Raw genomic sequence first — 26,581 nt, forward strand, 5'->3', positions numbered from 1 at the left:
CTGGCGCGGCGGGCGGCACAGGCCACCCGAACAGGGGCGCGGAGCCTCATCCGTATGGGCGTCCGCGCGACGGGCCGAACGCACTCGGGCCGGCGTAGGTCGGCGGGGCGGACTGTCGGTGTGCCGTACGCCGGGCCGCGTACTTGGATGGAGGGGGAACCGCCGGGAAGGCGAGAGGAGCGGGCGATGCGTGAGATCCTGCCGGCGCTCGGCGAGTGGTACGCGGCGGGCTCCCCCTTCGCGCTCGCCACCGTCGTCGCGGTCAGCCGGAGCGCGCCGCGCGGTCCGGGGGCGGCCATGGCGGTCGGCCCGGGGGACGAGGTCGTCGGCAGCGTGTCCGGCGGCTGTGTGGAGGGCGCGGTCTTCGAGCTGGCCCAGGAGGTCCTCGAGTCCGGCGAGGCACGGTCGGCGACCTTCGGGTACAGCGACGACGACGCGTTCGCGGTCGGGCTGACCTGCGGCGGGGAGATCACGCTCCTGGTGCGCCGGGTGACGACGGCCGAGGATCTCTCGTTCGGGCGGGTCGTCGCGACGGTGGGCGCCGGGCAGCCGGTGACGGTGGCGACCGTGACCGACGGGCCGGGACGGCGCGGCGCCACGCTGGCCGTGTGGCCGGACGAGGCCCGCGGAACCCCCGGCACCCTCGGAACCCTGGGCACGGCGGGTCTGGACGCCGCCGTGGCCGCAGACGCGCGCGGGGAGCTGGCTCAGGGAGTCACCGCGACCCGGCACTACGGTCCGCACGGCGAGCGGCGTGAGGACGCGGTCACCGTCTTCCTGCACTCGTTCGCGCCGCCGCCCCGCATGCTGGTCTTCGGCGCGATCGACTACGCGGCGGCCGTGGCCCGTATCGGTGACTTCCTCGGGTACCGGGTCACCGTGTGCGACGCCCGTCCGGTGTTCGCCACCCCGAAACGCTTCCCGGCCACCGTGGAGGTGGTCGTCGACTGGCCGCACCGCTATCTGCGCGGCACCGCCACCGACGACCGCACGGTGGTCTGTGTGCTCACCCACGACCCCAAGTTCGACGTGCCGCTGCTGGAGGAGGCGTTGCGCCGGCCGGCTGCCTACATCGGGGCGATGGGGAGCCGCCGGACGCACGAGGACCGCGCCCGGCGGCTGCGGGAGGCCGGGCTCGGCACCGCGGAGCTGTCCCGGCTGCGCTCCCCCGTGGGCCTGGACCTCGGCGCCCGTACGCCGGAGGAGGTGGCCGTGTCGGTCGCGGCGGAGATCGTCGCGCTGAGGTGGGGCGGCAGCGGGGTGCCGCTGACGGCGACGACCGGGGTGATCCATCCGCCGGCGCCGCCCGGGTGAGGTGCATGGCGCGCCCCCGGTTCAGGTCCTGGGCGGCAGTCGGTGCAGGCGCACCTGCGTGAGCGCGCCGTCCGCGACCGTCGCCGTCATGTAGGTGCAGTGGGGCTGCCGGCGGCGGTCGGTCGGGGAGCCGGGGTTGAGCAGGCGCAGACCGGTGGAGGTGGTCGTGTCCCAGGGGATGTGACTGTGGCCGAAGACCAGGACGTCGGTGTCGGGGAACCGGGCGGCGCAGCGGTGTTCGCGGCCCTGGGCGGGGCCGGTCTCGTGGACGACGGCGAGGCGCAGCCCGGCCAGGTCGGCGCGGGCCACCTCGGGGAGTCGGGCGCGCAGGGCGGGGCCGTCGTTGTTGCCGTACACGGCGATCAGCCGCCGTGAGCGGGCCTGGAGGAGGTCGAGGGTGGCCTCGTCCACCCAGTCGCCGGCGTGCACGACCACGTCGGCGTGCGGGAGTTCGGCGAGGAGTGGTGCGGGCAGCGCTTTCGCGCGCTTGGGCAGGTGGGTGTCCGAGAGGAGCAGCAGGCGCACCCGGCCAGCGTGTCACTCGATGGGGATCTCCGCCCACACCTGCTTCCCGCCGCTGACGGGGACCGTGCCCCATGCGGAGGACATGGCCTCGACGAGGAGGATGCCGCGGCCGCCGGTGGCCTCCCAGCCGATGACGGTGGGTTTCATCGGGGTACGGGGGGAGGAGTCGGCGACGGAGACCCGGAGGCGGTCGGCGAGCAGGGTGAGGTCGAGGCGGACGCGGCCGTCGGTGTGCACAAGGGCGTTGGTGACCAGTTCGGAGACCACGAGGAGCACGGTGTCGGCCATGGAGTCGACGCCCCAGCGGCGCAGGACGCGCCGGGTGTAGCGGCGGGCCTGCCCGACCGCCTGGGGGACGCGCCACACGCTCCAGTTCTCGCGCTGGGGGCGCAGGGCCATGCCGTCGTAGCGGACGAGGAGCAGGGCCACGTCGTCGTCACGGTTGGCGCCGCCGAGCAGGGTGTCGGCGACCACGCCGAGGTGCGCGGGATCGGCTGCGGACAGTTCGGCGGCGAGCTGGTCGAGGCCGTCCTCGACGTCGACGTCGGCGGACTCCACCAGGCCGTCCGTGGTGAGGGCCAGCAGGGTGCCGGGAGTCAGCCGCAGAGGGCTCATCGGGAAGTCGGCCTGCATCACGACACCGAGCGGCGGGCCGCCCTCGGCTTCACTGATCTCGGTGCTGCCGTTCGGGTGGCGCAGCACGGGCGGGATGTGCCCGGCGCGGACGTACCAGGCGGAGCCCTCCTCCATGTCGATGTCGACGTAGCAGCAGGTGGCGAAGAGGTCGGTCTCCATGTCCATGAGGAGCCGATTGGCGTGCGAGACGACGACGTCCGGCGGGTGTCCCTCGACGGCGTACGCGCGCAGCGCGGTGCGCATCTGGCCCATCAGGGTGGCGGCGCCCGCGTTGTGGCCCTGGACGTCACCGATGACGAGGGCCACGTGGTTGTCGGGCAGCGGGATCACGTCGTACCAGTCGCCGCCGACCTCCAGACCGGCGGTGGTGGGCAGATACCGGGCGACGGCCACCGCGCCGGGCAGCTGGGGCAGCCGACGCGGGAGCAGGGTGCGTTGGAGCATGCCGACGAGTTCGTGCTCGGCGTCGAAGGCGTGGGCCCGCATCAGGGCCTGCCCGGCCAGGCCGGAGGCGGCGGTGAGCAGGGCACGTTCCTCGGGTCCGAAGTCGTGAGGGTTGTCCCAGCCGATCAGGCAGGCACCGGCCATACGACCGCCGGCGGGCAGCGGGAGGACGGCGAGACCGCCGGGGCCGACGTCGGCGAGGGCGGGCTCCAGATCGGCTCCGGCGGGCCAGATCCCGGCGCGTCCCTCGCGCAGCGCGGTGGCGAGGGTCGGCATGGTGCGCACGGGCGCGTCCGGCCACTCGGAGCGCCACTCGGAGCGCCACACCTCGGGCCAGACCTCCGGCTGCGGCGGATCGAGGACGGTGACGACCAGGCGGTCGCCCTCCAGCTCGGCGAGGGCGATCCGGTCGGCCAGGAGCGGTTTGCGCAGGGCGGTCACCACGGCCTGGCTGACGTCCCGGACCGTGCCGGCGGTGGCGAGGGCGGCGGCGAGACGCTGGATGCGGGCCACGTCCCCACGCCCGGTGCGCAGGGTGGAGGCGTCGGCGACGGTGCCGACGAGGCGGGCGGGCCGGTTCTCGCCGCCGGGCAGGATCCGGCCGCGCAGCCTGAGCCACCTCTGCTCTCCGGAGGGCTGGAGGATGCGGAACTCCAGCTCGCGGTCGCCGATGGACATGTGGTCCGCCTCCACGACGGACATCAGCGCCGGCAGGTCCTCGGGCACGGTCAGCGCGATCAGGGTCTCGACACGGCCGTCGAAGTCGTCCCGGCCGATGCCGAACAGGTCCAGCAGGCCGTCGTCGACCTCGACCCGCCCGCTGTCCATGGCGAGGTCGAACGAGGCCCCGTGTCCGGCCGGCGGAGCGGGGGTGGCTCCGGCGGCCGCCTCGGCGAGCAGCCCGAGGCAGCGCCGGTCCTCGGCGTCGAAGGCGTCCGTGCCGTCGCCGACGGCCACCAGACAGCCGCGCTCGCGCAGCGGCAGCACGCCCAGCGAGAACCCCTCGGGGTGGGCGCGGCGGAGGTCGGCGTCCTCGGGAAGGTCGGCACTCTGGGGGGCGTCGGCGCCCTCGGGGACACCGGCGCCTTCGAGGACATCGGCGCCCTTGGGAACATCGGGGCCTTTGGGGACACCGGCGCCCTCCGGAAGGTCAGGGCCCTCGGCGCCTTGAGGGGCGTCGGCGCCCTCCGAGACACCGGCGCCCTCGGAGACATCGGCGTTCTGGTGCAGGTCGGCGTTCCGGAGCAGGTCGGCGTTCCGGTGCGAGGCGGTGGAGACGAGCCAGCGCGGGCGGCCCGAACGGCAGGTCTCGGCGACGGGGGCGGTGCCCGAGGCCGGATAGGTGTCGGAGAGCCCGTACAGGCGCCTGGGCACGCCGGCGGAGGCGGTGAGGGAGAGCGCCTCGCCCTCACCGTCCGGGAGGTACACGGCGGCGACGGTCGCACTGGTGAACACGAGCACCTGTTCGAGGATGGCGTGCAGCCGCTCGTGCGGATCGAGATCGCCGCCGAGCGTCTTGAGCGCGAGTTCGGCACGCAGCGTCCTCGTTCCGTGTTCCGCAGCGCCCTCACTGACCACGTCCGCAATTACAGCGCTTCCGGCACGCTCGCGCAGCCCCTGGGACCGTTCAGCGAGGCCGGGGGCCCGCCGCGAGGAGGCTCCCAGGGTTCGAAAGAACCCGAACAGATCTTTACGCATGCGTTCCGCACAGTGGTCGCGTGACAGCCGTGACGGGTCACTGGTGACAGCCGTGACTGTCGGGCACCGGGCCGGGCTGGAAGGCTCGTCCTCACCCGGCCCAGGGGGCGACGGCAGTGACGGCACACGACCCGGGGGACGCGCATGGACAAGCGGTACGAGGCGTACGCGCTCGCCGACCGACACTTCTACGAGACACCCGACCGGCTGTCGGCCGGTGACCGCGCCGGCACCACGGCGCCTGGCTACGAGACGGCCGGGCGCGCGGTCCCCGAGGGCTGGCGGGCCGCCCGGATCGGGGACTGGCTGACGCTGACCCCGGTCGACGACGGCGGGCGGCCCCGTCCCGGGCCCACCCAGGGATGGAAAGTGCACGCCTCCGCCACCCGGGGGAACGCGGGCCGCGTCGCGGCGATCGTGTGGGACTACTGCGTGCCCCGCCGGATCCCGTTCAAGTTCGTACCGGGCCCGCACCTGCTGCACCTGCGCAACGCGAAGTACGCGGCCCGCGACACCAGCGGCAAGTTCGTGACGGTCTACCCGGCCGACGAGGAGCAGCTGCACCTCGTCCTGCGCGAGCTCGGGGCGCTCCTGGAAGGCTTCGAGGGGCCGTACATCCTCACCGACCTGCGCTGGAACGACGGACCGCTGTACGTCCGCTACGGCGCCTTCGCCCGCTCCTTCGTCGTCGACGAGCGCGGCACGCTCGTCCCGGCCGTCCGCGACGGCGCGGGCACACTGGTGCCGGACCAGCGCAAGCCGACCTTCCACGTCCCGGACTGGGTGACCCTGCCCGCGTTCCTGGAGCCGCAGCTGGCGGCACGCAACACGACCACGGTCGGCGAGCTGCCGTACCGCATCGAGAAGGCGCTGCACTTCTCCAACGGCGGCGGCGTGTACGTCGGCACCGACACCCGCGACGGGCGCCGGGTCGTCCTCAAGGAGGGCCGACCGCACGCCGGGCTGGCCGCCGACGGGGCTGACGCGGTCACCCGGCTGGAGCGGGAGAAGGCCGCGCTGGAGCGGCTGGCCGGCCTGGGGGTCGTGCCCGAGGTCCGCGACTGGTTCACCCTGGGCGACCACCGCTTCCTGGTCATGGACTTCGTGGAGGGCCGCCCGCTCAACTCCTACGTGGCCGAACGGCACCCGCTGCTCGCCGCCGACCCCGAACCGGGCGCGGTCGCCGCGTACACGGCCTGGGCGTTACGGGTCCACCGGGCCGTCGAGGAGGCGGTGGAGGCCGTGCACACGCGCGGGATCGTCTTCAACGACCTGCACGTCTTCAACATCATGGTCGCGCCCGACGAGCACTCGGTGTCGCTGCTGGACTTCGAGGCGGCGGCGCCCGCCGAGGAGAACGGCCGCCAGGTCGTCGCGCACCCCGGATTCCTGGCACCCCCGGACCGCACGGGCCCGGACGTCGACCGCTACGCCCTCGCGTGCCTGCGCCTCGCGCTGTTCCTGCCGGTCACCTCGCTGCTGGTGGTGGAGCGGGAGAAGGCCGCGCATCTGGCGGCGGTGATCGCGGAACAGTTCCCGCAGGTGCCGCGGGCCTTCCTGGACGAGGCGGTGGCGGAGATCACCCGTGACACCGTCACCGGCACCGGCACCGAGGGGACGACGCCGACACCGGTGGCGCGGACCCGGGCCCCCGCGACCGGGGCGGCCGTGGCGGCCGGTGTGGAGGCCGGCTGGTCCCTCGCCGAGCCCGGCGACTGGCCCTACAGCCGTGACTCCATGGTCAAGGCGATCCTGGCCTCCGCGACACCGGAGCGCGACGACCGGCTCTTCCCCGGCGACGTCGCCCAGTTCTCCGACGGCGGCGGTCTCGGGCTCGCGCACGGCGCGGCCGGGGTGCTGTACGCGCTCACGGAGGTCGGCGCCGAGCGCTACGAGGAGGGCGAGCGCTGGTTGCTCGACCACACCGACCCGGTGCCGATCGGCACCCCGCTCGGTCTGTACGACGGTCTCGCGGGCGTCGCCCACACCCTGGAGCGGCTGGGGCACAGGCAGCGGGCCCTGGACCTGGTCGAGCAGGTCCTCGGTGAGAAGTGGCACAAGCTCTCGTCCGACCTGCGCGGCGGGCTCGCCGGGCTCGGCCTGGTCCTCGACGAACTGGCGCGGGCGACCGGTGAGTCCGCGCTGCGCGACCACGCGGCTCGGGCGGCCGACCTCCTCGTGCACCGTCTCGCCGAGCCGCGCCCCGCACCGCCCCGCCGCCGGGCCGGCCTGCTGCGCGGCGCGAGCGGACCCGCGCTGTTCCTGCTGCGCCGGTACGAGGCGACGGGCGAGCGCGCGTGGCTCGACGCGGCGGGCGAGGCGCTGCGGCAGGACCTGGAGTGCCTCGTCGAGCAGAAGAACGGAGGGCTGGCCGTCGACGAGGGGTGGCGGACCATGCCGTACCTCGGCGACGGGAGCGTGGGCGTCGCGATGGTGCTCGACGAGCATCTGGCGGCGAACGGTCTCACGGACACCGGCACGGGCACGACCACCGGCACCGGTCCTCTGCCGGACGAGTACACCCGGGTCCGGGCGGGTGTCCTGACCGCCGCGACCTATCGCTTCTACGCGCAGCCGGGGCTGTTCGAGGGCCGCGCCGGGATGATCCTGCACCTCGCCCGGTCGGGCGCCCCGCGCGAGCGGCTGACGGAACAGATCGCCGCCCTCGGCTGGCACTCCATGCCCTACCAGGGACAACTGGCCTTCCCCGGCAGCCACTTGATGCGGCTCTCCATGGACCTCGCCACCGGAACGGCGGGGTGCCTGCTGGCACTCGGCGCGGCCCAGACCGCCGCCGACACCGACGCCACGGCACACCTTCCGTTCCTGCCGCCGCCGCGACGGCGGCCCCATTGACGCGGCTTCGCCGTCCGGCGCAGTCGTGACGCACCACCCCGTCCCCACAAGGGCCCGTTCGCGGGCCATCGATCGAAAGGAATCGACATGGCACTTCTCGACCTGCAGACGATGGAAGCCGACGAGACGACCGGCACCGGCGGCCCCAGCTCCCTGAGCGTGCTGTCCTGTGTGAGCGCGGCCAGCATCACGCTCTGCCTCTGATCCGAGCGGGGCGTCCCGGCCGTCCGGGACGCCCGTCGGACCGGTACGGCGGCTGAGTCGCGCCGAGGGCTCCGGACGGCTCCCCTCCCCCTGTCCGGGAAGGGGCCGTCCGGAGCTCATCCGTCTGTCCTCCGTCCGTCTGTCCTCCGTCCGTCAGGCCTCCATCCGTCAGGCCTCCGTCCGTCTGGCCTCCATCCGGAGTCCTTCATCCGTCTGGCCTCCATCCGTAGTCCTTCATATGTAGTCCTTCATCCGGCCGTTCATCCGGTCGTCCCACGTCAGGACGGGTATGACGACCCTCACCGAAGGCGGTGCCCGCGGCCCGGCGGCCGTGTCCGTCCCTCTGCTGCGTTCGACCGTCCGGCACTCCGGTGCCCGCTGTACGGCCCTGGCGCTCGTGTCCATGGCCTCGACGGGGGCGAACCTGTTGCTGCCGGTCGCCCTGGGCCGGGCTCTGGACCTGCTGCTGGCGGGCGACCCGGACGGCTCCGCCTGGGTGCTGCGGTGCGCGGCGCTCGTCCTCGCGGCGGCCGCCCTCGACGCGGTCGAGACCGTGCTCGGCGGCACCACGAACGCCGGTGCGACCGCATGGCTGCGCCACCGACTCGTCCGGCACGTCCTGGCCGTGGGGCCACGGGCCGGCTCCCGGTTCGGCTCGGGGGACCTGGTGGCCCGGCTCGTCGGGAACGCGGCCCAGGCGGGCACGGCCCCCGCGACCGGTGCCGCGCTCGTCGCCGCGCTCGCCGGGCCCCTGGGCGCGGTGGTGGCCCTCGCGCTGATCGACCCGTGGCTCGCCGTGGTCTTCCTGATCGGCGCCCCGCTGCTCGCCCTGGTGCTGCGTGCCCTCGCGCGGGACTCCTCCGACTGCTCGACGCGCTACCAGCGGGCCCAGGGCCGTATCGCGGGGGGCCTGGCCGAGGCCGTCGCCGGACACCGCACGATCGCGGCCGCCGGCACGGCCGAGCGCACCGTCGCCCGTGTCCTGCGCCCCCTGCCCGAACTCTCCCGCCAAGGGCACCGCATGTGGCACGTCCAGGGGCGCGCCGCCGCCCGCGCGGCCACCGTGGCCCCGCTCCTGCAGCTCGCCGTCGTGGCCGGCGCCGGCGTCCTGCTCACCCGACAGCACCTGTCCGTGGGCGAGTTGCTGGCCGCGTCCCGCTACGCCGTGCTGGCCGCGGGCGTCGGCGTCCTCGTAGGGCAGCTCTCGGGCCTGGTCCGCGCGCGGACGGCGGCCCGGCGTCTGGACGAGATACGGAGCGAGCCCGCGACCGAGTACGGGGAACGTGCGCTGCCGCCCGGCGGGACGGGGCGGCTGGAGCTACGCTCCGTGACCGTCCGCCGAGGTGGGCGTGCCGTGCTGGACCGCGTCGATCTGGTGGTGCCGGGCGGTGGCACGGTGGCCGTCGTGGGCCGGTCCGGTGCGGGCAAGTCGCTGCTCGCGGCCGTGGCCGGGCGGCTGACGGATCCGGACGACGGGGAGGTGCGGCTCGACGGGGTGCCCCTGCCGGAGCTGGACCGCCGCGAGCTGCGCCGGGCGATCGTCCACGCCTTCGAACGCCCGGCCCTGCTGGATGGGTCGGTGGAGGACACCATCGCCTTCGGCACCGGCCGGCCCTCCCCCGCACGGATCCGGGAGGCGGCCCGCGCCGCGCACGCCGACGGGTTCGTCCGCCGTCTTCCCGAGGGCTACGCCACGCCCTGTGCCGACGCGCCCCTGTCCGGTGGGGAGGCCCAACGCCTGGGCCTGGCCCGTGCGTTCGCCCGCGACTGTCGTCTCCTCGTGCTCGACGACGCCCTCTCCAGCCTGGACACCCTCACCGAGCACGACATCACCGACGCGCTTCTTCGCCCCACCACCGGTGGCAGCCGGCTGCTCATCGCCCACCGCGTCACCACGGCGGCCCGTGCGGACACCGTGGTGTGGCTGGAGAAGGGGAGGGTGCGGGCCGTCGGACCGCACATGGAGCTGTGGCACACGGCGGAGTACCGGGAACTGTTCGGAACACGGGCCCCGACCGGCAAGGACGGGGGCGCCGCCGCCCGCGACGACACCACGGCACACGGCGCGCCGCGCGGAGGGGGCCGATGAAGGAGGCCGTTGGACGACGGGGCCCCACCGAGGGCCCCGAAACCGGAGCGACGCGCCACACGCGCACCGCGGGCACGAACCGACCCGGGGACGCCGGCGAAGCGCAGGCAGCCGGGGCCGCCACCGCCGCGACGCGCACGGGCGGCGAGAGCGAAGCACCGGAGACGGGGCCCGCCACCCGCGCGACGGGGACCGGCCGCGTCGACGGGGCGTCGCGGCCGGGTGTGCCCCCGCTCGGGCTGCCGCGCCGGGGCCTCCGGTTTCTCCGGGCGCGGAGGTGGGTCGTCGTGCGGCTGGTTCTGTGGTCCGTGCTGGAGACGGGGCAGACCTTTCTGATGGGGTACGCGCTCGCGCGAGCCCTCGACGACGGTTTCCTCGCGGGGCGGGCGGGCGTCGGCCTGGGCTGGCTCGGGGCCGCCGCCGGGGCGGTGGTGCTCGGGGCGCTGGGCACCTGGCGGGTGTACGCGTGCGTGGCGGGGCTCGTGGAACCGTTGCGGGACCGGCTGGTGCGCGGGGTGGTCGACCGGGGGGTCCAGGAGGCGGACGGCGGTGCCCTGTCGGGGCTGACCCAGCAGGTGGAGATCGCCCGGGACACCTTCGCCGGACTCGTCATGGTGTCCCGCTCGTTCCTGTTCACCTCCGCCGGGGCCCTCGTCGGCCTCTTCTCCCTGGCCCCGCCGCTGCTGCTGGTCGTCGGCCCACCACTGGTCACCGGCGTGGCCCTCTTCCTGGTGACGCTCAGGCCCCTGGCCCGCCGCCAGGAGCGTTTCCTGGTCGCCGACGAGGCCCTCGCCGACCGGCTCGGTACCGTCTGCCCGGGGCTGCGGGACATCACGGCGGCCGGCGCGGAGGACACGGTCGCCGCCGACACCGGCCGGTGCGTCGACGCGGAGTTCCGGGCCGCGCGCTCCCTGGCCCGTTGGGGCGTCGCGCGGGTCGCCTCCCTGGCGATCGGTGGTCAACTGCCCGTTGTACTGCTCCTGGTGGCCACCCCGTGGCTCCTGGATCAGGGGGTGAGCGCGGGCGCCCTGATCGGCGCCCTCGCCTACGTCACCCAGTCCCTCCTTCCCGCCCTGCAGAACCTGGTCCACGGCCTGGGCACCAGCGGCTCCCGGCTCGCGGTGGTGCTCCGCAGACTGGCCCCGGCACCCGCCTCCCGGCCCCCGGACGACATCCCGCGGCCCTCGACGCGCACCCCGTCGCCGCGCACCCCGTCGCCGGCGCACTCCCCCGTCTCGCCGAGCCCCGGCCCGCACCGCCCCGCCGCCGACCCGCGCGACGCGGCCTCCGGGGACGCCCTCTCCCTCGCCTCCGTGACCTTCGCCTACGGCTCCTCCGGCACCCCGGTCCTCGACGGCCTCGACCTCCGCCTCCCGCACGGCACGCACCTGGCCGTCGTCGGCCCCAGCGGCGTCGGCAAGTCCACGCTCACCGGGGTCGTCGCGGGTCTCCTGCGTCCCCGGCACGGCACCGTCCACTTGTGTGGGCGGCCGGTACCCGGCGCCACATCCCGCGCACACCGGGTGCTCATCCCGCAGGAGGCGTACGTCTTCGGGGGATCCCTCGCAGAAAACCTCGGCGAGCTGCGGCCGAAACCCGTGCCCGAGGACGAGTTGTGGGCCGCCGCCGAGGCCGTGGGGCTCACCGAGGTGATGGTCCGGCTGGGCGGCCCGGCCGGAGAGGTCGACCCGGGCGCGCTGTCCGCCGGGGAGCGGCAACTCGTCGCGCTGGCGCGGGCGTACCTGTCGTACGCGGAGGTCGTGATCCTCGACGAGGCGACCTCTCACCTGGACGCGGAGGCGGAGGAACGCGCGGAGCGGGCCTTCGCGCGGCGGCCGGGCACGACCCTCGTGGTCGTCGCGCACCGCCTCAGCTCGGCCCGCCGCGCGGACCGGGTGCTGGTCATGGACGGACGGTCCGTCGCGTACGGGGACCACGACGGACTCCTGGCCCGCTCACCGCTGTACCGGGACCTGGTCGGCGCCTGGCTCCCGGGACCTACGCCGGTGAGCTCCCCCGGCGCCTCAGAGCCACCCCTCCCCCTGCGAGATCCTGATCGCGTCGATCCTGTTGCGCGCCCCCGTCTTGCGGGTGATCGCGGCCATGTAGTTGCGCACGGTCCCGTGGGAGAGGTGCAGGCTGCCGGCGATCTCCGCGACGGAGGCTCCCTCGGCAGCCAGGGATAACACGCTCAACTCCCGCCGTGTCAGCGGCATCTCGGCGGCCTTGAGGAAGCCGAAGCCGAGGGAGTCGTCGACGAAGCGTCTGCCCCGGGCGACCTCGCGGATCGCGGACACCAGCCGCTGCGGGGAGCCCTCCTTGTCCACGTAGCCGAGGGCACCCGCCTCCGCCGCGCGCTTGAGCAGGCCGGGTCTGCCCGCGTGCGCCAGGACCAGCAGACCGGGGGCCGGGCCGCCCGTGCCGCGCAGATCGGCGAGCGGCGGGATGCCGACCGCGTCCGCGCAGTCCAGGTCCGCGGCGCAGACCTCGGGCCGCAGGGTCCGCACCCGCCCCGGCGCGGCGCGCCAGGACGTGTGGAACACCGTCAGGTCGGATTCCCGGCGGAGCCACTCCGCCAGCACCGATCTGACCAGACACTCGTCGTGCACGAGAAGTACCCGGATCACGTTCGCCCCTCCGCCTGCCGACCACCGATGTCCTCCGCTCAGCGCGTGCCCATTGTTGGCGCCCCCCACCACGCCCGGGCGCGAAGAACCAGCCATCGGGGTGCGTGGGGGCGCACTTACGGCGCCCGTGCGCGACGCCGCGCATCAGCGCGGGGGCATGGCGTGGGCGAGAGGGGGTACGGCGGAGCGTCCGCGGCCGCCGCTCGCCGTGCGCGGGCGGCCCCCAGGGAGGAGCCTTGACCCTGGGGTCTGTCGCACGGTCGTGCGAGGAGGTGGTCGGCATGTCCGACGTCCACGCGTCAGGAGCGCGGACGACCGTCGAGACGGGACGCGTCGGCCATCCACTGCTGTCGCTGGCACTGGCCGCGATGATGGACGACGTCCAGGCCCACTCGGGCGCGGTGTACCTGCTGACGCCGGACGAGCCGGTCCTGGAGATGGCCGTCATGGCGGGGCTGCCGAGATCGTTCGCCGCGCCCTGGGAGCGGGTGGGACTCAACTCACCGGTCCCGGTCTCCGAGGCCGTACGGGGCCGGCGGCTGGTGTGGGTCAACGGCGAGGAACAGATGGCCCGCCGCTATCCCCGGATCGCGGTGGTCCTGCCCTACCCGTTCGCCCTCGCCGCCCTGCCGGTGGCGACCCGCGACACCACCTACGGCGCGGTCTTCCTGACCTGGCCCGGCTCTCACCCGCCCGAGCTCAGCGAGCGCGAGCGGGACCAGCTGACCTCGGCCTGCGACCGGCTCGCGATGCGGCTGCGGCGCGCCGAGGAGGAGGGCCGCCCGGTGCGGCCGGAGCCGGATCTGTCGGCGCCGTCGGCGACCACGGTCGCGGGGACGCTCGGCACGGTGGAGGCCGCGCGGATGGTGGCGCGGCTTCCGTACGGGATGTGCGCGCTCGATCTGCACGGGCGGATCACCTTCGCCAACGCGGCCACCGCCGAACTGCTCGGCATCCCGGTGAGCGGCCTGCTGGGCACCCAGCTGTGGGTGTCCGTGCCGTGGCTCAACGATCCCGCGTACGAGGACCGGTACCGGGCGGCCCTGATGAGCCAGCACGTGACCTCGTTCGTGGCGCTGAGACCGCCGAGCGACTGGTTGTCCTTCCGGCTGTACCCGGGGACCAACGGTCTGAGCGTACGGATCTCCCGGGCCCGGGCGGTCGCCGAGGCCGAGCACGCGGCGCGGGAGGAGAGCCACGGGCCGGGCCGGCTGGTGACCATCCACCACGTGCTGGCGCTGGCGAGCGCGCTCACCGAGGCGGTCGGGGTGCAGGACGTGGTGGACCTGGTGGCCGACGAGATCGCCCCGGCCATCGGCAGCCAGGCCCTGGTGATGCTCGGCTCACGCGCGGGGCGCCTGCATGTGCTCGGACACCGCGGCTACGCCGACCCGCATCTCGTGGAGCGTTTCGACGGGATGCCGCTCACCGCGGCGATGCCCGGGGCGCACGCCCTGGTCACCGGAGTGCCGGCGTTCTTCGAGTCCCGGCAGCAGCTGGAGCACCTGTATCCGCTGCGGAAGGAGACACCGGACGGGCTGGGCGCCTGGGCGTACATCCCGCTGATCGCCTCCGGGCGGCCGGTGGGCACCTGGGTCCTCGGGTACGCGGAGCCGCATCCGTTCCCGCCCGAGGAGCGCGCGGTGCTGACCAGCCTCAGCGGCCTCATCGCCCAGGCACTGGAGCGGGCTCTGCTGTACGACGCCAAGCACCAGGTGGCGCACGGCCTCCAGAAGGCGCTGCTGCCGCACTCGCTGCCCTCCATCCCGGGCATCGAGTCCGCCTCCCGCTATCTGCCGGCCACCCGTGGCATGGACATCGGCGGCGACTTCTTCGACCTGGTCCTCTCCCACGGGAGGGCGTCGGCGGTCATCGGCGACGTACAGGGGCACAACGTGACGGCGGCGGGGCTGATGGGGCAGATCCGTACGGCCGTGCGCGCGTACACGACCGTCGGGCAGACGCCGGAGGAGGTGATGAGCAGCACCAACCGGCTGCTGATCGACCTGGGTTCGGAACTGTTCGCCAGCTGTCTGTATCTGCGGCTGGACCCGGAGCACGGGACGGCCGTCATGGCGCGGGCCGGGCATCCGCCGCCGTTGCTGCGCCGGCCGGACGGGAAGGTGCGGGTGCTCGACCTGGCGGGCGGTCCGCTGCTGGGCATCGACGCGGCGGCCACGTACCCGACGACGGAGGTGGCGCTGACGGAGGGTTCGGTGCTGGCCCTGTACACGGACGGGCTGATCGAGTCGCCGGGCGTCGACATCGAGGACGCGCTGGCGGATCTCGGGGAGCGGCTCTCGACGACCGGGGAGCGGCCGTTGGACGCGCTGGCCGACGGTCTCGTACGGGAGACCGAGGCGGCGCAGGAGCGGGCGGACGACGTGGCGTTGCTGCTGCTGCGGGCGACCGGCTCCGCCGGGTGACACCGCCGCAGGCGTGTGGTCCGGCCCTCCCGCCGGAGGGCCGGACCGTGCCATCTGCCGGCCGGAACCACTGTGGGTGAGCCGGCGGATGGGTCGTGGGGCGACGGGCGGGGTCAGTGGCCGCTGATCCCCGGGCCGTCGCCCACGTACTCGGTGGCTTTCGCCTACTGATGGTCGCCCTGGTCGCCTACGCCCTGCTCGTCGGCGCCCTGCTCGCCGGCGCCCTGCTCGTGCTCCTCACCCGCGCCCGCGGCGGCGGCCTCGTCACCGGCACCGGCCGCTGCGGCGCCCTCTTCCTCGCCCGCGCCCGCTGCGCCCTCTTCCTGACCGGCACCGGCGGCGGCTCCGCCGTCGGCCTCCTCACCGGCGCCAGCGGCGTCACCGGCACCGCCGGCGGCCTCCTCACCCGCGCCCGCGCCGCCGTCGCCGAGGGTGGCGCCCGTGGCCGCGAGGGCGGTGGTGACCGGCTGGAAGAAGGTCTCGCCGCCGACGGTGCAGTCGCCGCTGCCGCCGGAGGTCAGGCCGATGGCCTGGCCGTCCTCGGTGAAGAGCGAGCCGCCGCTGTCGCCGGGCTCGGCGCAGACGTTGGTCTGAATGAGGCCGGTGACGGTTCCCTCGGGGTAGTTCACCGTGGCTTCGAGACCGGTGACCTGGCCGTCGGCGAGCCCGGTGGTGCTGCCCATGCGGAAGACCTGGAGACCGACCGCCGCCTCGCCGACCGCGTTGATGTCGACCGTCTGGCCGTTGCCGAGGTCGACCGTGCTGGCCGCCTGCGTCGCCGGGTCGTTGTAGTTGACCAGGGCGAAGTCGCCGGCGCCGGGGAACGTGGCGGTCGCCGCGTCGACGGTGCCGATCGGCGCGCCGTTCTCCTCCTCGGACCACTCGGCCTCCGCGACACCGCAGTGACCGGCGGTCAGGAAGGCCGGGGCGCCCTCGGCATTGACGACGTTGAAGCCGGCCGAACAGCGGGCGCCGCCGCCGAAGATGGCGTCGCCGCCCTCCAGGAAGGGCTTGAAGGTGCCGGCGGACTTCTTGATGGTCGCCATGCCCGCGCCGAGCGACTTGACCGTCGACTCGATGGTGTCCCAGTTCTCGCCCGTGACCGTGGAGTCGGCGGTGACCTGGAGCTTGTTCGTGCGGGGGTCGATCGCCCAGGCGGTGCCCGGGACGGTGGCCTCCTCCTTCAGCGTGGCCGCGCCCTTCTGCAGCTCGGACCAGCTGTTCTCGACCTCACGGACCTCCGCGCCGGCCTCCTGGGCCTGGATGATCACGTTGTTGTCGTCGCCCTCGATCTGAAGGCCGTCGATGACGTTGATGATGAGGCGCTTCTCGCCCGAGTCGTAGTACGCGCCCGCGAAGGCTTCACCGAGCAGGTCCTGGAGCTGGGAGGCGAGATCCGAGGCGTCACTCGCGGCGAGCGTCTTCGGGGCGGCGCCCTTGGCGTCCGTCTGCGACGCCATCGCGTTCGGCAGGACGAGGGCTGCCGCGCCGAGCGCCGCCACACCGCCTGCGGCTATGAACGCCTTGCGCTTGGTGGCTCGTTTGTGACTCAACTCTTGACCTCCTGGGGACGGGGTCCGTACCGCCGTCCGGCGGGTGAACTGGGGGCGCCTGGTTGCCAGTTGGTACGGATGGTTCCGAGGGGGTGTTCAACGCTTCGCAGAAATATTCCGATCTTCCATTTCGCAAAGCGCGCTACGCCCCCCGTTGGCCTGCCATTTCACGACTTCCCGCCCCCGCGGCCCGTCGGGACCTTGTCGCACAGGCGGCCCACCCCCTCCTCGGTCCCGCTTCGACACCCTCGGCTACCGCGCGGTGGCGGTCCGTCGACGCCGGTGATCGGGAAACCGGCTGCGGGGAATCTCCACACCGAATGCTCAGCGGGGTCACGGGGGACGGGAGTTCTGCACAAGCGTGATTCGCGTGCCGTGCCTTTGAGGCTGGACTGTCCAATTCGTTTTCCTGCAGGCAATGAAGGACGTATGACGATGCCGCGATCCCTGTGAAGAAGTCGCTCCCAAGCCGTGCGCAAGCCTGCACCAATGAACCGTCATGGTCACCAAGTGCGCTGGTGGGGGGCCATGTTGATTGGATGTGCGCGGCGGCCATCTGCTTATATCCATCGCACCGCGGGGGCCGCCGAGTTCTCGGAGACGGGAGCAGCCGGCTCTCGAGGACGAGAAGTGGGCACCCACGTGCGCGGCCGTCGTTCTGTCCCCAGAAGGGGGCCGCTCCCCCCTTGTGAAGCGCTATATGAAGGGAAGTTCCATCATGAACTCCACCCCCCAGGTTGAGACCGCCGAGATCTCGGACGCCGCCCTCGACGCCGTCTCCGGTGGCCTCTCGGTCAACGCCGTCGGCACCGTCACCGGCCTGGTGGACGGCATCGCCCCGGTCTCCGGCCTGGTCAACACGGCCGTCGGCACGGTCGAGGGTGTCACCGGTCTGAACACCGCCCCGGTCACCAGCCTGGTCGCCGGTCTCTGATCGACCCCCAGTGCCGCTGAGTCCCGGAACCGCCTGACAGGTTCCGGGACTCTCGGGGTGCCCTGAAGCCCTCCAAGGCCGAAGCCCTACAAGGGAAGTCCCGTGCAGTTCCGCCAACAGGCCCTCGCCAAGCTCCAGTCGCCCGAGGAACTCGACCTCCCGGTGCGCTTCGCCCGCCCCCAGGGCTGGCTGGTGCTGTCCGTGACGGTGGTCGCGATGGCCGCCGCCTCCGTGTGGGCCGTCACGGGTTCCGTCGCCTCCACGGTCGGCGCGCCCGCCGTCCTCACCCATGGGCAGGGCAGTTACGTGCTCCAGAGCCCGGTCGCCGGCCAGGTCACCGCCGTCCTCGCGAAGCAGGGTGAGCGGCTGCCCGCGAAGGCCCCCGTGCTCAAGGTCGCCACCGCCGACGGTGAGCAGGTCGTGCGTTCCGTCGCGGCCGGCCGGGTCTCCGCGCTCGCCGCCACCATCGGCCAGATCATCCAGACCGGCGCGAACGTCGCGGCCGTCGAGAAGGTCGCCGACGCCGACGATCCGCTCTACGCGACGGTCTACGTCCCCGCCGAGAACGCGGCCTCGATCCCGAAGGACGCCGAGGTGGACCTGACCGTCCAGTCGGCGCCCACCCAGCGCTACGGCGTGCTGCGCGGCCATGTGAAGAAGGTGGACCGCGCCGCGCAGACCCCGCAGTCCATCGGCGCGTTCCTCGGCGACACCCAGCTGGGCGAGCAGTTCACCAAGAAGGGCCGGCCGGTGGCCGTCACCGTGCGACTGGACCGCTCGGCGTCGACCGAGTCGGGCTACCGGTGGTCCTCGCAGGACGGGCCGCCGTTCGAGCTGACCTCCATGACCATGGCCACGGCGTCGATCCGGCTGGCCGACGAGCGTCCGATCGATTGGCTGCTCCCGTGACCGCGTCCCAGGACACCGCCCGGCCCTCCGCGCGCGGCAGACGCAAGGCGGCCCCGCCCAGGCGCCCGGTGCCCAAGGCCGGGCGGAGGACCGTCCGCACGCCGACCGTCCTGCAGATGGAGGCTGTGGAGTGCGGCGCCGCGTCCCTCGCCATGGTGCTCGGCCACTACGGGCGGCACATCCCGCTGGAGGAACTGCGCATCGCCTGCGGTGTGTCCCGGGACGGCTCACGCGCCAGCAACCTGCTGAAGGCGGCCCGCAGTTACGGCCTGACCGCCAAGGGCATGCAGATGGACGTGGCCGCCCTCGCCGAGGTGACGGCACCGGCGGTCCTGTTCTGGGAGTTCAACCACTACGTCGTCTACGACGGCATGGGCCGCCGCTTCGGCAGGCGGGGCGTGCACATCAACGACCCCGGCAAGGGCCGCCGGTTCGTGCCCATGGAGGACTTCGACGCCAGTTTCACCGGTGTCGTCCTCGTCATGGAGCCGGGCGACGACTTCGAGAAGGGCGGCCGCAGGCCCGGTGTGCTCGGTGCCATGCCCGCCCGGATGCGCGGCACCTCCGGCACTCTGCCCGCCGCGGTCCTCGCCAGCCTGCTGCTGGTGGCGGTCGGCGCGGCGGTCCCCGCGCTGAGCCGCACCTACATCGACATGTTCCTGATCGGCGGCCAGACCTCCCTGCTGGGTGTGCTGTTCCCGTCGATGGGCGCGTGCGTGCTGCTGACGGTCCTGCTGACCTGGCTGCAACAGGCCAACCTGCTGCGCGGCCGGCTGATCTCCTCCACGCTCTCCAGCGCCCGCTTCCTGCGGCACCTCCTGCGTCTGCCGGTCACCTTCTTCTCGCAGCGCAGCCCCGCGGACCTCGTCCAGCGCCTCCAGTCCAACGACGCGGTCGCCGAGACCCTCGCCCGGGACCTCGCGGCCGCCGGTGTCGACGCGGTCGTGGTCGTCCTGTACGCCGTGCTCCTCTACACGTACGACCCGCAACTCACCGCCGTCGGCGTCGCGGTCGCCCTGCTGAACGTGGTGGCGATGCGAGTGGTGATCCGGCTGCGCGCGACCCGGACGGCGAAGCTGCGCGCGGACAACGCCCGGCTGACCAACACGGCGTACACCGGGCTCCAGCTGATCGAGACGATGAAGGCGACCGGCGGCGAGGAGGGCTACTTCCGCAAGTGGGCCGGGCAGCACGCCACCACGCTGGAGGAACAGCAGCGGCTCGGGGTGCCGAGCGCCTGGCTGGGGGTCGTCGCCCCGACCCTGGCCACGCTCAACAGCGCGCTCATCCTCTGGATCGGCGGTATGCGGGCGGTCGAGGGCCACATGTCCGTGGGTCTGCTGGTCGCGTTCCAGGCGCTGGTCACCCGGTTCACGGCGCCGCTCACCCGCCTCAACGGGGTGGCGGGCCGTATCCAGGACTTCGCGGCCGACGTGGCCCGGCTGAAGGACGTGGAGAACTTCCGGGCCGACCCGTTGTACGCCCGCCCGGACGCCGCCGAGTCCACGCGCCGGCTGAACGGCCACGTCGAGCTGGAGAACATCACCTTCGGCTACAGCCCCCTCGACAAGCCGCTGCTCACCGGCTTCGACCTCACCGTGGGCCCGGGGCAGCAGGTGGCGCTGGTCGGCGGCTCCGGCAGCGGCAAGTCGACGGTGTCGAGGCTGATCTCGGGCCTGTACGCCCCGTGGGAGGGCGTGATCCGCATCGACGGCCGCCGTCTGGAGGACATCCCCCGAGGCGCCCTCGCCGCCTCCGTCTCCTTCGTCGACCAGGAGGTGTTCCTCTTCGAGGGCACCGTCCGCGACAACGTGGCCCTGTGGGACCCCTCGATCCCCGACGAGGCCGTGGAGGAGGCCCTACGGGACGCGGCCCTGTACGACGTGGTGACGCGTCGCCCGGGCGGCATCCACAGCAGGGTCGAGCAGGACGGCCGCAACTTCTCCGGCGGGCAGCGCCAACGCCTGGAGATCGCCCGTGCGTTGGTCCGCAGGCCCAGCATCCTGGTCCTCGACGAGGTGACCAGCGCGCTGGACGCGGAGACCGAGCTGACCGTCATGGACAACCTGCGCAAGCGCGGCTGCGCCTGCGTGGTGATCGCCCACCGGCTCAGCACGGTCCGCGACAGCGACGAGATCGTCGTCCTGCAGCACGGCACGATCGTGGAGCGCGGCCGGCACGAGGAGCTGGTGGCACGCGGCGGCGCGTACGCCCAGCTGGTCAGGGAGCGATAGATGACCACCGTGCACGCGGCCCAGGGCGGCCAGGACGGCGACGTCGTCCTCGGCGCGCTCGGCGGGATGGGCACTCCCCTCGACTGCACCGGCCACCCCCGCCTGGACCTCGAAGGACCGCAGACGCTGTGGCTGGTGGCCTCCGGTGCGCTGGACCTGTTCGCGGTCGACGCCGTCCAGCAGGGCCACTGGCATCATCTGGGCCGCCTGGAAGCGGGTTCGCTGCTGCTCGGTCCGGTCACCGGGCCCCAGCACACACTGGTCGCCCGCCCGCTGCGCGACTGCGTTGTCCGGCGCATCGGCCTGCGTGAGCTGTACCAGCAGGCGGGCACCGAGACGTGGTCGTACGACGAGTGGGGCAACCCGCAGCTCGTGCCCCCGCAGACGAGCCCCCTCGAATACGCCCTCGCCCTGGGCGTCGGCCGTGGCCTGTCCATCCTCTTCCAGGCTCCGATGGCCACCGAGCAGGCCGCCGCGCCCACCGACGACGACGTCTTCTGGATGCGGGTGCCGCCCGGCAGCGTCCAGTACGGCTCGCTGTACGGCGCGGAGGCGGCGGCCGATCTGCTGATGGACCCCGGTGTCTGGCAGAGCATGGTCGACCAGCAGTACCGGCTGCTGGCCACGCTGGACCGCTGGATCGAGCAGCTGGAGCGCACCCACGAGGACCGTACGGCCGCCGGGATCAAGGCCGGTGAGGCCGTACGCGCCCAGGCCGACCGCACCCTGCTCGCCTCCATCGGCAAGTCCTCCGCGCACCGGCGTACGACGGCGGCCGACGCGGACGCCACCTACGCGGCCTGCGGGCTGGTCGCCCGCGCGGCGGGGATCTCGCTCTCCGAGCCGGCGCAGAGCGGCACCGAGAGCGACCGGCTCGACCCGGTGGAGCGCATCGCGCTCGCCTCCCGGGTCCGGGTCCGTGCCGTCCGCCTCACCGGGAGCTGGTGGCGGGAGAACGTCGGCCCGCTGGTGGGGCACCGGGCGCTGTCCGGCGCGCCGGTGGCACTGCTGTGGCGGCGCGGCGGCTATGTCGCCGTCCAGCCGTCGTCCGGCCGGGAGACGCCGATCGAGAAGGCGAACGCGGCCGAGTTCGAGCCGCGTGCCGTGATGTTCTACCGCCCGCTGCCCGAGCGGGTGCCGGGCCTGCTGCGCCTGATGCGGTTCAGCCTGCACGGGACGAGCGGTGACATGACGGGTCTGCTGCTCAGCGGGCTGGTGACGGTCGTGCTCGGCTCGCTCGTGCCGATCGCGACGGGCCGGATCCTCGGCGAGTACGTGCCGAAGGCGCAGGAGGACCTGATCGTGCGGGTCTGTCTGGCGATCATGCTCGCGAGTGTGGTGTCGGCGGCGTTCCTGCTGCTGCAGAACCTGACGATCCTGCGTCTGGAGGGCCGTATCGAGGCCACGCTCCAACCGGCGGTCTGGGACCGTCTGCTGCGGCTCCCGACGAAGTTCTTCACCTCGCGTTCCACGGGCGAACTTGCCAGTGCCGCCATGGGCATCAGCGCGATCCGGCGCACGCTGGCCGGCGTCGGCCCGGTGGTCGCCCAGTCGGTGACCGTCGGCGCGGTGAACCTCGCCCTGCTGCTCTGGTACAGCGTCCCGATGGCGCTGGCGGCGATCGGCATGCTGGTCGTGGTGGCGGCGGTCTTCCTGGGCCTCGGTCTGTGGCAGGTCCGCTGGCAGCGCCGTCTGGTGGTGCTGGGCAACAAGCTGAACAACCAGGCCTTCCAGACCCTGCGGGGGCTGCCGAAGCTCCGGGTGGCGGCGGCGGAGAACTACGCCTACGCGGCCTGGGCCGGCGAGTTCGCGCGCAGCCGCGAGCTCCAGCAGAAGGTCGGTGGCATCAAGAACCTCAACACGGTCCTGGGCGCGGTGTACCTGCCCCTGTGCACCCTGCTGATGTTCATGCTGCTGGCGGGGCCGGCGCGCGGTTCGATGTCGGCGGCGGAGTTCCTGACCTTCAACACCTCGGTGACCATGCTGCTGACATCGGTCACCCAGCTGACCGGTGCCTTCGTGTCGGCGGTGGCCGTGCTGCCGCTGTTCGAGGAGATCAAGCCGGTGCTGGAGGCGACGCCTGAGGTCCGTACGGCGAGCACCCGGCCGGGTGTGCTGTCCGGGGCGCTGGAGGCCCGCCGGGTCTCCTTCCGCTACGCGGACGACGGCCCGTTGGTGCTGGACGACGTGTCCTTCGCCGTCCGGCCCGGGGAGTTCGTGGCGATCGTCGGCCCCAGCGGCTGCGGGAAGTCGACCCTGCTGCGCCTGCTGATCGGTTTCGACAGACCGGTCTCCGGGAGCGTCCTGTACGACGGTCAGGACCTCGGCGCGCTGGACCAGTCCGCCGTACGCCGGCAGTGCGGTGTCGTGCTCCAGCACGCCCAGCCGTTCACCGGGTCGATCCTGGACGTCATCTGCGGCACCGAGCCGTACACGCCCGAGGAGGCCATGGCGGCGGCCGCGATGGCGGGCCTGGCGGAGGACATCCAGCGCATGCCGATGGGTCTGCACACCATCGTCCAGGGCAACGGCGCGATCTCCGGCGGACAGCGGCAACGCCTGATGATCGCGCAGGCGTTGATCCGCCGGCCCCGCATCCTCTTCTTCGACGAGGCCACGAGCGCCCTCGACAACGAGACCCAGCGCACGGTCATCGAGAGCACGAGGGCCCTGAACGCGACACGGATCGTCATCGCCCACCGGCTGTCCACGGTGATGGACGCGGACCGGGTGGTGGTGATGGAGGACGGCAAGGTGGCGGAGGTGGGAGCGCCGGTCGAGCTGCTGGCGAACCCGGCCGGGCGTCTGCACGAGCTGGTCCGCCGGCAGATGGCGTAGCCGGCCGCCTCTGCCCGTCCCGTTTCGGGGCTCCGCCCCGGACCCCGTTCGCGCAGTTCCCCGCGCCTCTGAAAGGGGGCGTGGGGAACTGCGCGAGGAGCCCCGCCGGGCCCGCAGCCGCTCAGAGCGACAGGTCGCGCTCGTACCAGGTGCCCGGTTCACCGCTGAGGTCGGCCGGGTCGGCCGGGCCGACGGGCACGAATCCGGCCTTGCCCAGCACCTTCCGGGAGGCGGCGTTGTGGTGGGCCACGGCCGCCCGCAGGGTGCGCAGGCCGTAGCGGTCCGCCGCCGACAGGCACAGCTGCCGTACGGTCGCGGTCGCCACGCCGTGACCGGCGACGTGTTGGGCGACCCGGTAGCCGAGTTGCGCGGAACCGTCCTCGATGTCGATCAGGTTGAACCTGCCGAGTACCGAGCCGTCCTCGGCGAGGAGCACATGGAAGGCGCAGACGCCCGCCTCCTGTTCGGCCAGGAGGGCGTCGTACCGGTCGGTGAACCGGTCGAAGAAGGCGTCGCCGCGGTCGGGGACGGAGGCGGCGAACCAGGCACGGTTGGCGAGTTCGAACTCCAGGACCTTCGTGGCGTGTTCGGCACGCAGCAGCTGCAACTCGGGCATCGCGCGACCCTAGCCCGAGGGCGTGCCGAGGGCACCTGATTTCTTGCGCGCGGCGGGCGCCGGCCGCGTCGGCCCCGGCACGAGGAGGACCGATGCGACCGGCACCGCGGCGAGCGCGAGCCACGGGACGGGGGCCGGCAGGTTCGCGTCCATCAGGGCGCCCGCCGCCGCGCTTCCCACCAGCACGATCACGCCGGAAACGGAGGACATCGCCCCGGTGTAGAGCCCCAGGCGGCCCTCGACGGCGAGGTCCGGCACCCAGGCGCGCGCCGCCGGGGCCACCAGCATCTGGCCCACCGTCAGCAGCACCACGAACCCGGCGGCGGGCAGCAACCCAGCCGTGCCCGTCCACTCGGCGGGCCGCGCCAGGCCCACCACCGCGAACCCCGAGGCGATCAGGAGCAGCCCAGCGGCCATGGACCGCCGCAGGTCGAGCCGCCCGGCAGCCCACCGCGTCACCGGCAGCTGCGCCGCCACGACCAGCAGCGAGGACAGCCCGAAGAGCCAGGCCAACGCCGCCTGCGAACCCGTGGCCCGCTCCACCTCGTCGGGCAGGAGCAGATACAGCTGGTTGTAGGCCAGGAGGTAGGCGCCGTACGCGCAACACAGTGCCAGGAAGCGCCGGTTGCGCAACAGTCCGCCGAGGCCGCCCTTCACCTCGACGCGCTCCCTCCCCGGAACGTGCTGCGGCAACAGTCTGACGTGACCCGCGAGGACGAGGACGAAGACCCCGGCGCCCGCGAGGCAGACCACCCGGTAGTCGACGGCCAGCAGCAACGCCCCGATGAGCGGTCCGACGAAGGCTCCGGCCTGCCCCGCCACCGTGAACAGCGCGAGCACGCTGGTCCGGGGCCCGCCGCCCGACTCCTCCCAGACCACCGCCTGCCGGGCGACCTCGGACTCGACGGCCGGGGAGAAGAGGGCGGCGGCGAAGCCGATCAGGAGGACGGACGCGATGACCGACCAGTTCTCGTCCGCGTACCCGAGCCACGCGAACCCGGCGATCCGCAGCACGCACCCGGCCAGCACCACGGGCCGTACGCCGTACCGGTCGGCGAGGGCACCGCCGACCACGAACAGCCCCTGCTGGCTGAAGGTGCGCAGCCCGAGCACGAATCCGACCATCCAGCCGGCCATGCCCATCGCCGTGCCGAGGTGCTCGGCGAGGAACGGCAGCACCGCGAAGAAGCCTACGTTGAAGGCGAGTTGGGTGAGGACCAGCAGCCGCAGGAGCGGGTTGAGCTTCGCCCAGGTACCGCGCCGCGACACCGTGACGGCCGGGCCGCCGGCCGCCGCGCGCGTTCCTTCCTCTCTCTGCGTCCTCTCCCGGGTCCTTCGCCGCGCGGGCGTCGCGGGCGGGTGCTGTTCGGGCTCGGTCATCCGGTCTCTCCGACGGTGGGGGCGGCGGCGGGCTTCGGTCGTCGGTGTACGGCTCCGGCGCGCGGACGGCGCGGCCACCGCACCCCGCCCGCCGCCGTGACCGCGAGCGCGCCGAGCAGGGCGAGCGCGCCGGCGGGGGCGAGGACGGCCCAGGGGGCGCGTTCGGCGTAGGGCTGGTTCTCGGCGAGGAGGAGGCCCCATTCGGGGTCCGGCGGCTGCGCACCCAGGCCGAGGAAGCCCAGCGAGGTCAGGGCGAGGGCCACGCCGGGCAGCCGGAGCAGGGCGTGCCGGGCGACGGGTGGCAGTACGGCGGGAAGCAGCTCACGGCGGAGCAGGTAGGTGTCGTCCGCGCCGAGCCCTTTCGTGGCCGTGATGTGGGTGGTGGCCCGTTCCTGTTCGAGCAGGGCCGTGGTGTGCGCGGCCAGGGGCACCCAGGCGACGGCGGCCACGGCCAGCGCCGGTGTCGCCGCTCCGCCGCCCGCGACTCCGGCGACGAGGAGACCCGCGAGGACCGCGGGGACGGCGTTGACGGTGTCGACGAGGGGCCCGGACAGACGGGGCAGCAGCCCTAGCAGGAGGCCCGTCAGCAGCGCGGCGGCGCTGATCGTGACGGCCAGGGCGAGGGTGGTGAAGGCGCCGTGGCCGATGCGGGCGAGGAGATCGCGGCCCAGTGCGTCGGTGCCCAACGGGTGGGCCCAGGAGGGTGGTTGGAGCCGGGCGCCGGTGTCGAGGGCCAGCGGGTCGCGGGCCAGACCGAGCGCGACGACCGCCAGCAGGAGGGCCCCGTGCGGCAGGGGGGCGCGGCTAGGGGCCGGTGGCACGGGGCGGTGCAGGGAGTGCAGCGCGCCGTCGCGGAGGGCGGGGCCGATGAGGAGGCGGGCGGCGCGGCGAGCAGCGCGGCGCCGCTGCCGCCGCCCCGGCGGTCGTCGAGGCGGCGGTGCGCGCCGAGCCACAGGGTGCGGGCGCAGACCGCCGCGGCGGTGACCGCCGCGACGCCGAGCGCGGCGGCCATCAGCAGCAGGGAGACGCCGAGTGCCTGGAGGACGGAGGGGGTGACCCTCGGCGCCGGAGATCCACGACCGGCCCGCGTCACCCCGGACCAGTCCGCCGAACCACTGCCCCAGGAGTCGCAAGGGGCCCGCGTCGAGGCCGAGTTCGTCGCGTACGGCCGCCAGGACCTCCGGCGTCGGGTCGCGTTCGGCGGAGCGTGCCTTGAGGACGGTGAGCGCCGGGTCGGTGCGCGACAGCCAGGGCAGCAGGCCGATGCCGCACAACAGTCCCGCGGCGAGCAGGGTCCG

The 26,581-nt window shown here is 73.7% G+C and carries 15 protein-coding genes and 2 pseudogenes; 10 read left to right on the forward strand and 7 right to left on the reverse strand.

The annotated features are described in order from the left end of the window. The first annotated feature begins 186 nt into the window (after window positions 1-186). Complete coding sequence (locus tag GWK25_RS26445) at window positions 187-1,314, forward strand: XdhC/CoxI family protein (protein ID WP_215453675.1); 1,128 nt, start codon at window positions 187-189, stop codon at window positions 1,312-1,314. 21 nt (window positions 1,315-1,335) lie between these two features. Here the strand turns inward: GWK25_RS26445 and GWK25_RS26450 are convergent, their stop codons facing one another. Together GWK25_RS26450 and GWK25_RS26455 are read right to left on the reverse strand one after the other, a co-directional pair. After that, complete coding sequence (locus GWK25_RS26450; protein WP_215453678.1) at window positions 1,336-1,839, reverse strand: metallophosphoesterase; 504 nt, start codon at window positions 1,837-1,839, stop codon at window positions 1,336-1,338. A gap of 12 nt (window positions 1,840-1,851) precedes the next feature. After that, window positions 1,852-4,497 (reverse strand): SpoIIE family protein phosphatase, encoded by a 2,646-nt coding sequence (locus GWK25_RS26455; protein ID WP_308404329.1) that lies wholly within the window; start codon window positions 4,495-4,497, stop codon window positions 1,852-1,854. A gap of 264 nt (window positions 4,498-4,761) precedes the next feature. Here GWK25_RS26455 and lanKC point away from each other — a divergent pair, with 264 nt between their 5' ends. The 4 genes and pseudogenes from lanKC to GWK25_RS43820 form a co-directional block, all read left to right on the forward strand. Next, complete coding sequence (gene lanKC / locus GWK25_RS26460) at window positions 4,762-7,473, forward strand: class III lanthionine synthetase LanKC (protein WP_215453681.1); 2,712 nt, start codon at window positions 4,762-4,764, stop codon at window positions 7,471-7,473. A gap of 87 nt (window positions 7,474-7,560) precedes the next feature. Further along, window positions 7,561-7,677 carry a SapB/AmfS family lanthipeptide gene (locus GWK25_RS26465; protein WP_005483995.1) on the forward strand — a complete coding sequence of 39 codons (117 nt, stop codon included), beginning with the start codon at window positions 7,561-7,563 and terminating at the stop codon, window positions 7,675-7,677. 289 nt (window positions 7,678-7,966) lie between these two features. Continuing rightward, window positions 7,967-9,766, forward strand: coding sequence for an ABC transporter ATP-binding protein (locus GWK25_RS26470; RefSeq protein ID WP_215453685.1), 1,800 nt, complete (start codon window positions 7,967-7,969; stop codon window positions 9,764-9,766). Between the two features lie 611 nt (window positions 9,767-10,377). After that, window positions 10,378-11,490: pseudogene (locus tag GWK25_RS43820) on the forward strand (ATP-binding cassette domain-containing protein); the annotation flags it as partial. A 300-nt stretch (window positions 11,491-11,790) separates the two neighbouring features. On the opposite strand, the gene GWK25_RS26480 reads toward GWK25_RS43820, so the two are convergent. Then, the gene (locus GWK25_RS26480) at window positions 11,791-12,393 is read right to left on the reverse strand and encodes a response regulator transcription factor (RefSeq protein ID WP_308404330.1); all 603 of its coding nucleotides are present in this window, start codon (window positions 12,391-12,393) and stop codon (window positions 11,791-11,793) included. Window positions 12,394-12,674: 281 nt separating this feature from the next. On the opposite strand from GWK25_RS26480, the gene GWK25_RS26485 reads away from it, so the two are divergent. Further along, on the forward strand, window positions 12,675-14,819 hold the full coding sequence (locus GWK25_RS26485) for a SpoIIE family protein phosphatase (RefSeq protein WP_215453689.1): 2,145 nt from the start codon (window positions 12,675-12,677) through the stop codon (window positions 14,817-14,819). A 164-nt stretch (window positions 14,820-14,983) separates the two neighbouring features. Here GWK25_RS26485 and GWK25_RS26490 read toward each other — a convergent pair whose 3' ends face one another. Next, window positions 14,984-16,372: a S1 family peptidase gene (locus GWK25_RS26490; protein WP_251829047.1), complete on the reverse strand. Its 1,389-nt coding sequence runs from the start codon at window positions 16,370-16,372 to the stop codon at window positions 14,984-14,986. 718 nt (window positions 16,373-17,090) lie between these two features. On the opposite strand from GWK25_RS26490, the gene GWK25_RS26495 reads away from it, so the two are divergent. From GWK25_RS26495 to GWK25_RS26510, 4 genes are all read left to right on the forward strand, one after another. Beyond that, complete coding sequence (locus tag GWK25_RS26495) at window positions 17,091-17,306, forward strand: hypothetical protein (protein ID WP_033528587.1); 216 nt, start codon at window positions 17,091-17,093, stop codon at window positions 17,304-17,306. A 102-nt stretch (window positions 17,307-17,408) separates the two neighbouring features. Then, entirely contained in the window at window positions 17,409-18,215 is an 807-nt protein-coding gene (locus tag GWK25_RS26500; RefSeq protein ID WP_215453692.1) for an HlyD family efflux transporter periplasmic adaptor subunit, read from the forward strand. Next, window positions 18,212-20,449 (forward strand): NHLP family bacteriocin export ABC transporter peptidase/permease/ATPase subunit, encoded by a 2,238-nt coding sequence (locus tag GWK25_RS26505; protein WP_215453694.1) that lies wholly within the window; start codon window positions 18,212-18,214, stop codon window positions 20,447-20,449. Before GWK25_RS26500 ends, GWK25_RS26505 begins: the two co-directional genes overlap by 4 nt. After that, window positions 20,450-23,287: an NHLP bacteriocin export ABC transporter permease/ATPase subunit gene (locus tag GWK25_RS26510; protein WP_215453696.1), complete on the forward strand. Its 2,838-nt coding sequence runs from the start codon at window positions 20,450-20,452 to the stop codon at window positions 23,285-23,287. Window positions 23,288-23,408: 121 nt separating this feature from the next. Here the strand turns inward: GWK25_RS26510 and GWK25_RS26515 are convergent, their stop codons facing one another. The 3 genes and pseudogenes from GWK25_RS26515 to GWK25_RS26525 all read right to left on the reverse strand — a co-directional run bounded on the left by GWK25_RS26515 (window position 23,409) and on the right by GWK25_RS26525 (window position 26,575). After that, window positions 23,409-23,903 carry a GNAT family N-acetyltransferase gene (locus GWK25_RS26515; protein WP_215453698.1) on the reverse strand — a complete coding sequence of 165 codons (495 nt, stop codon included), beginning with the start codon at window positions 23,901-23,903 and terminating at the stop codon, window positions 23,409-23,411. Between the two features lie 9 nt (window positions 23,904-23,912). Beyond that, on the reverse strand, window positions 23,913-25,283 hold the full coding sequence (locus tag GWK25_RS26520; RefSeq protein WP_215453700.1) for an MFS transporter: 1,371 nt from the start codon (window positions 25,281-25,283) through the stop codon (window positions 23,913-23,915). Further along, window positions 25,280-26,575: pseudogene (locus GWK25_RS26525) on the reverse strand (ABC transporter permease subunit). Before GWK25_RS26525 ends, GWK25_RS26520 begins: the two are co-directional and overlap by 4 nt. Window positions 26,576-26,581 lie beyond the last annotated feature (6 nt).

This window comes from Streptomyces sp. ATCC 21386, assembly GCF_018728545.1.
In the GTDB taxonomy this organism is placed as follows: domain Bacteria; phylum Actinomycetota; class Actinomycetes; order Streptomycetales; family Streptomycetaceae; genus Streptomyces.

Bases quoted from the DNA above. Each gene is read 5' to 3' on its own strand.
- GWK25_RS26445 (WP_215453675.1), top strand. From the start codon at position 187: ATGCGTGAGATCCTGCCGGCGCTCGGCGAGTGGTACGCGGCGGGCTCC.
- lanKC (WP_215453681.1), top strand. From the start codon at position 4,762: ATGGACAAGCGGTACGAGGCGTACGCGCTCGCCGACCGACACTTCTAC.
- GWK25_RS26465 (WP_005483995.1), top strand. From the start codon at position 7,561: ATGGCACTTCTCGACCTGCAGACGATGGAAGCCGACGAGACGACCGGC.
- GWK25_RS26470 (WP_215453685.1), top strand. From the start codon at position 7,967: ATGACGACCCTCACCGAAGGCGGTGCCCGCGGCCCGGCGGCCGTGTCC.
- GWK25_RS26485 (WP_215453689.1), top strand. From the start codon at position 12,675: ATGTCCGACGTCCACGCGTCAGGAGCGCGGACGACCGTCGAGACGGGA.
- GWK25_RS26495 (WP_033528587.1), top strand. From the start codon at position 17,091: ATGAACTCCACCCCCCAGGTTGAGACCGCCGAGATCTCGGACGCCGCC.
- GWK25_RS26510 (WP_215453696.1), top strand. From the start codon at position 20,450: ATGACCACCGTGCACGCGGCCCAGGGCGGCCAGGACGGCGACGTCGTC.
- GWK25_RS26515 (WP_215453698.1), bottom strand. From the start codon at position 23,903: ATGCCCGAGTTGCAGCTGCTGCGTGCCGAACACGCCACGAAGGTCCTG.
- GWK25_RS26520 (WP_215453700.1), bottom strand. From the start codon at position 25,283: ATGACCGAGCCCGAACAGCACCCGCCCGCGACGCCCGCGCGGCGAAGG.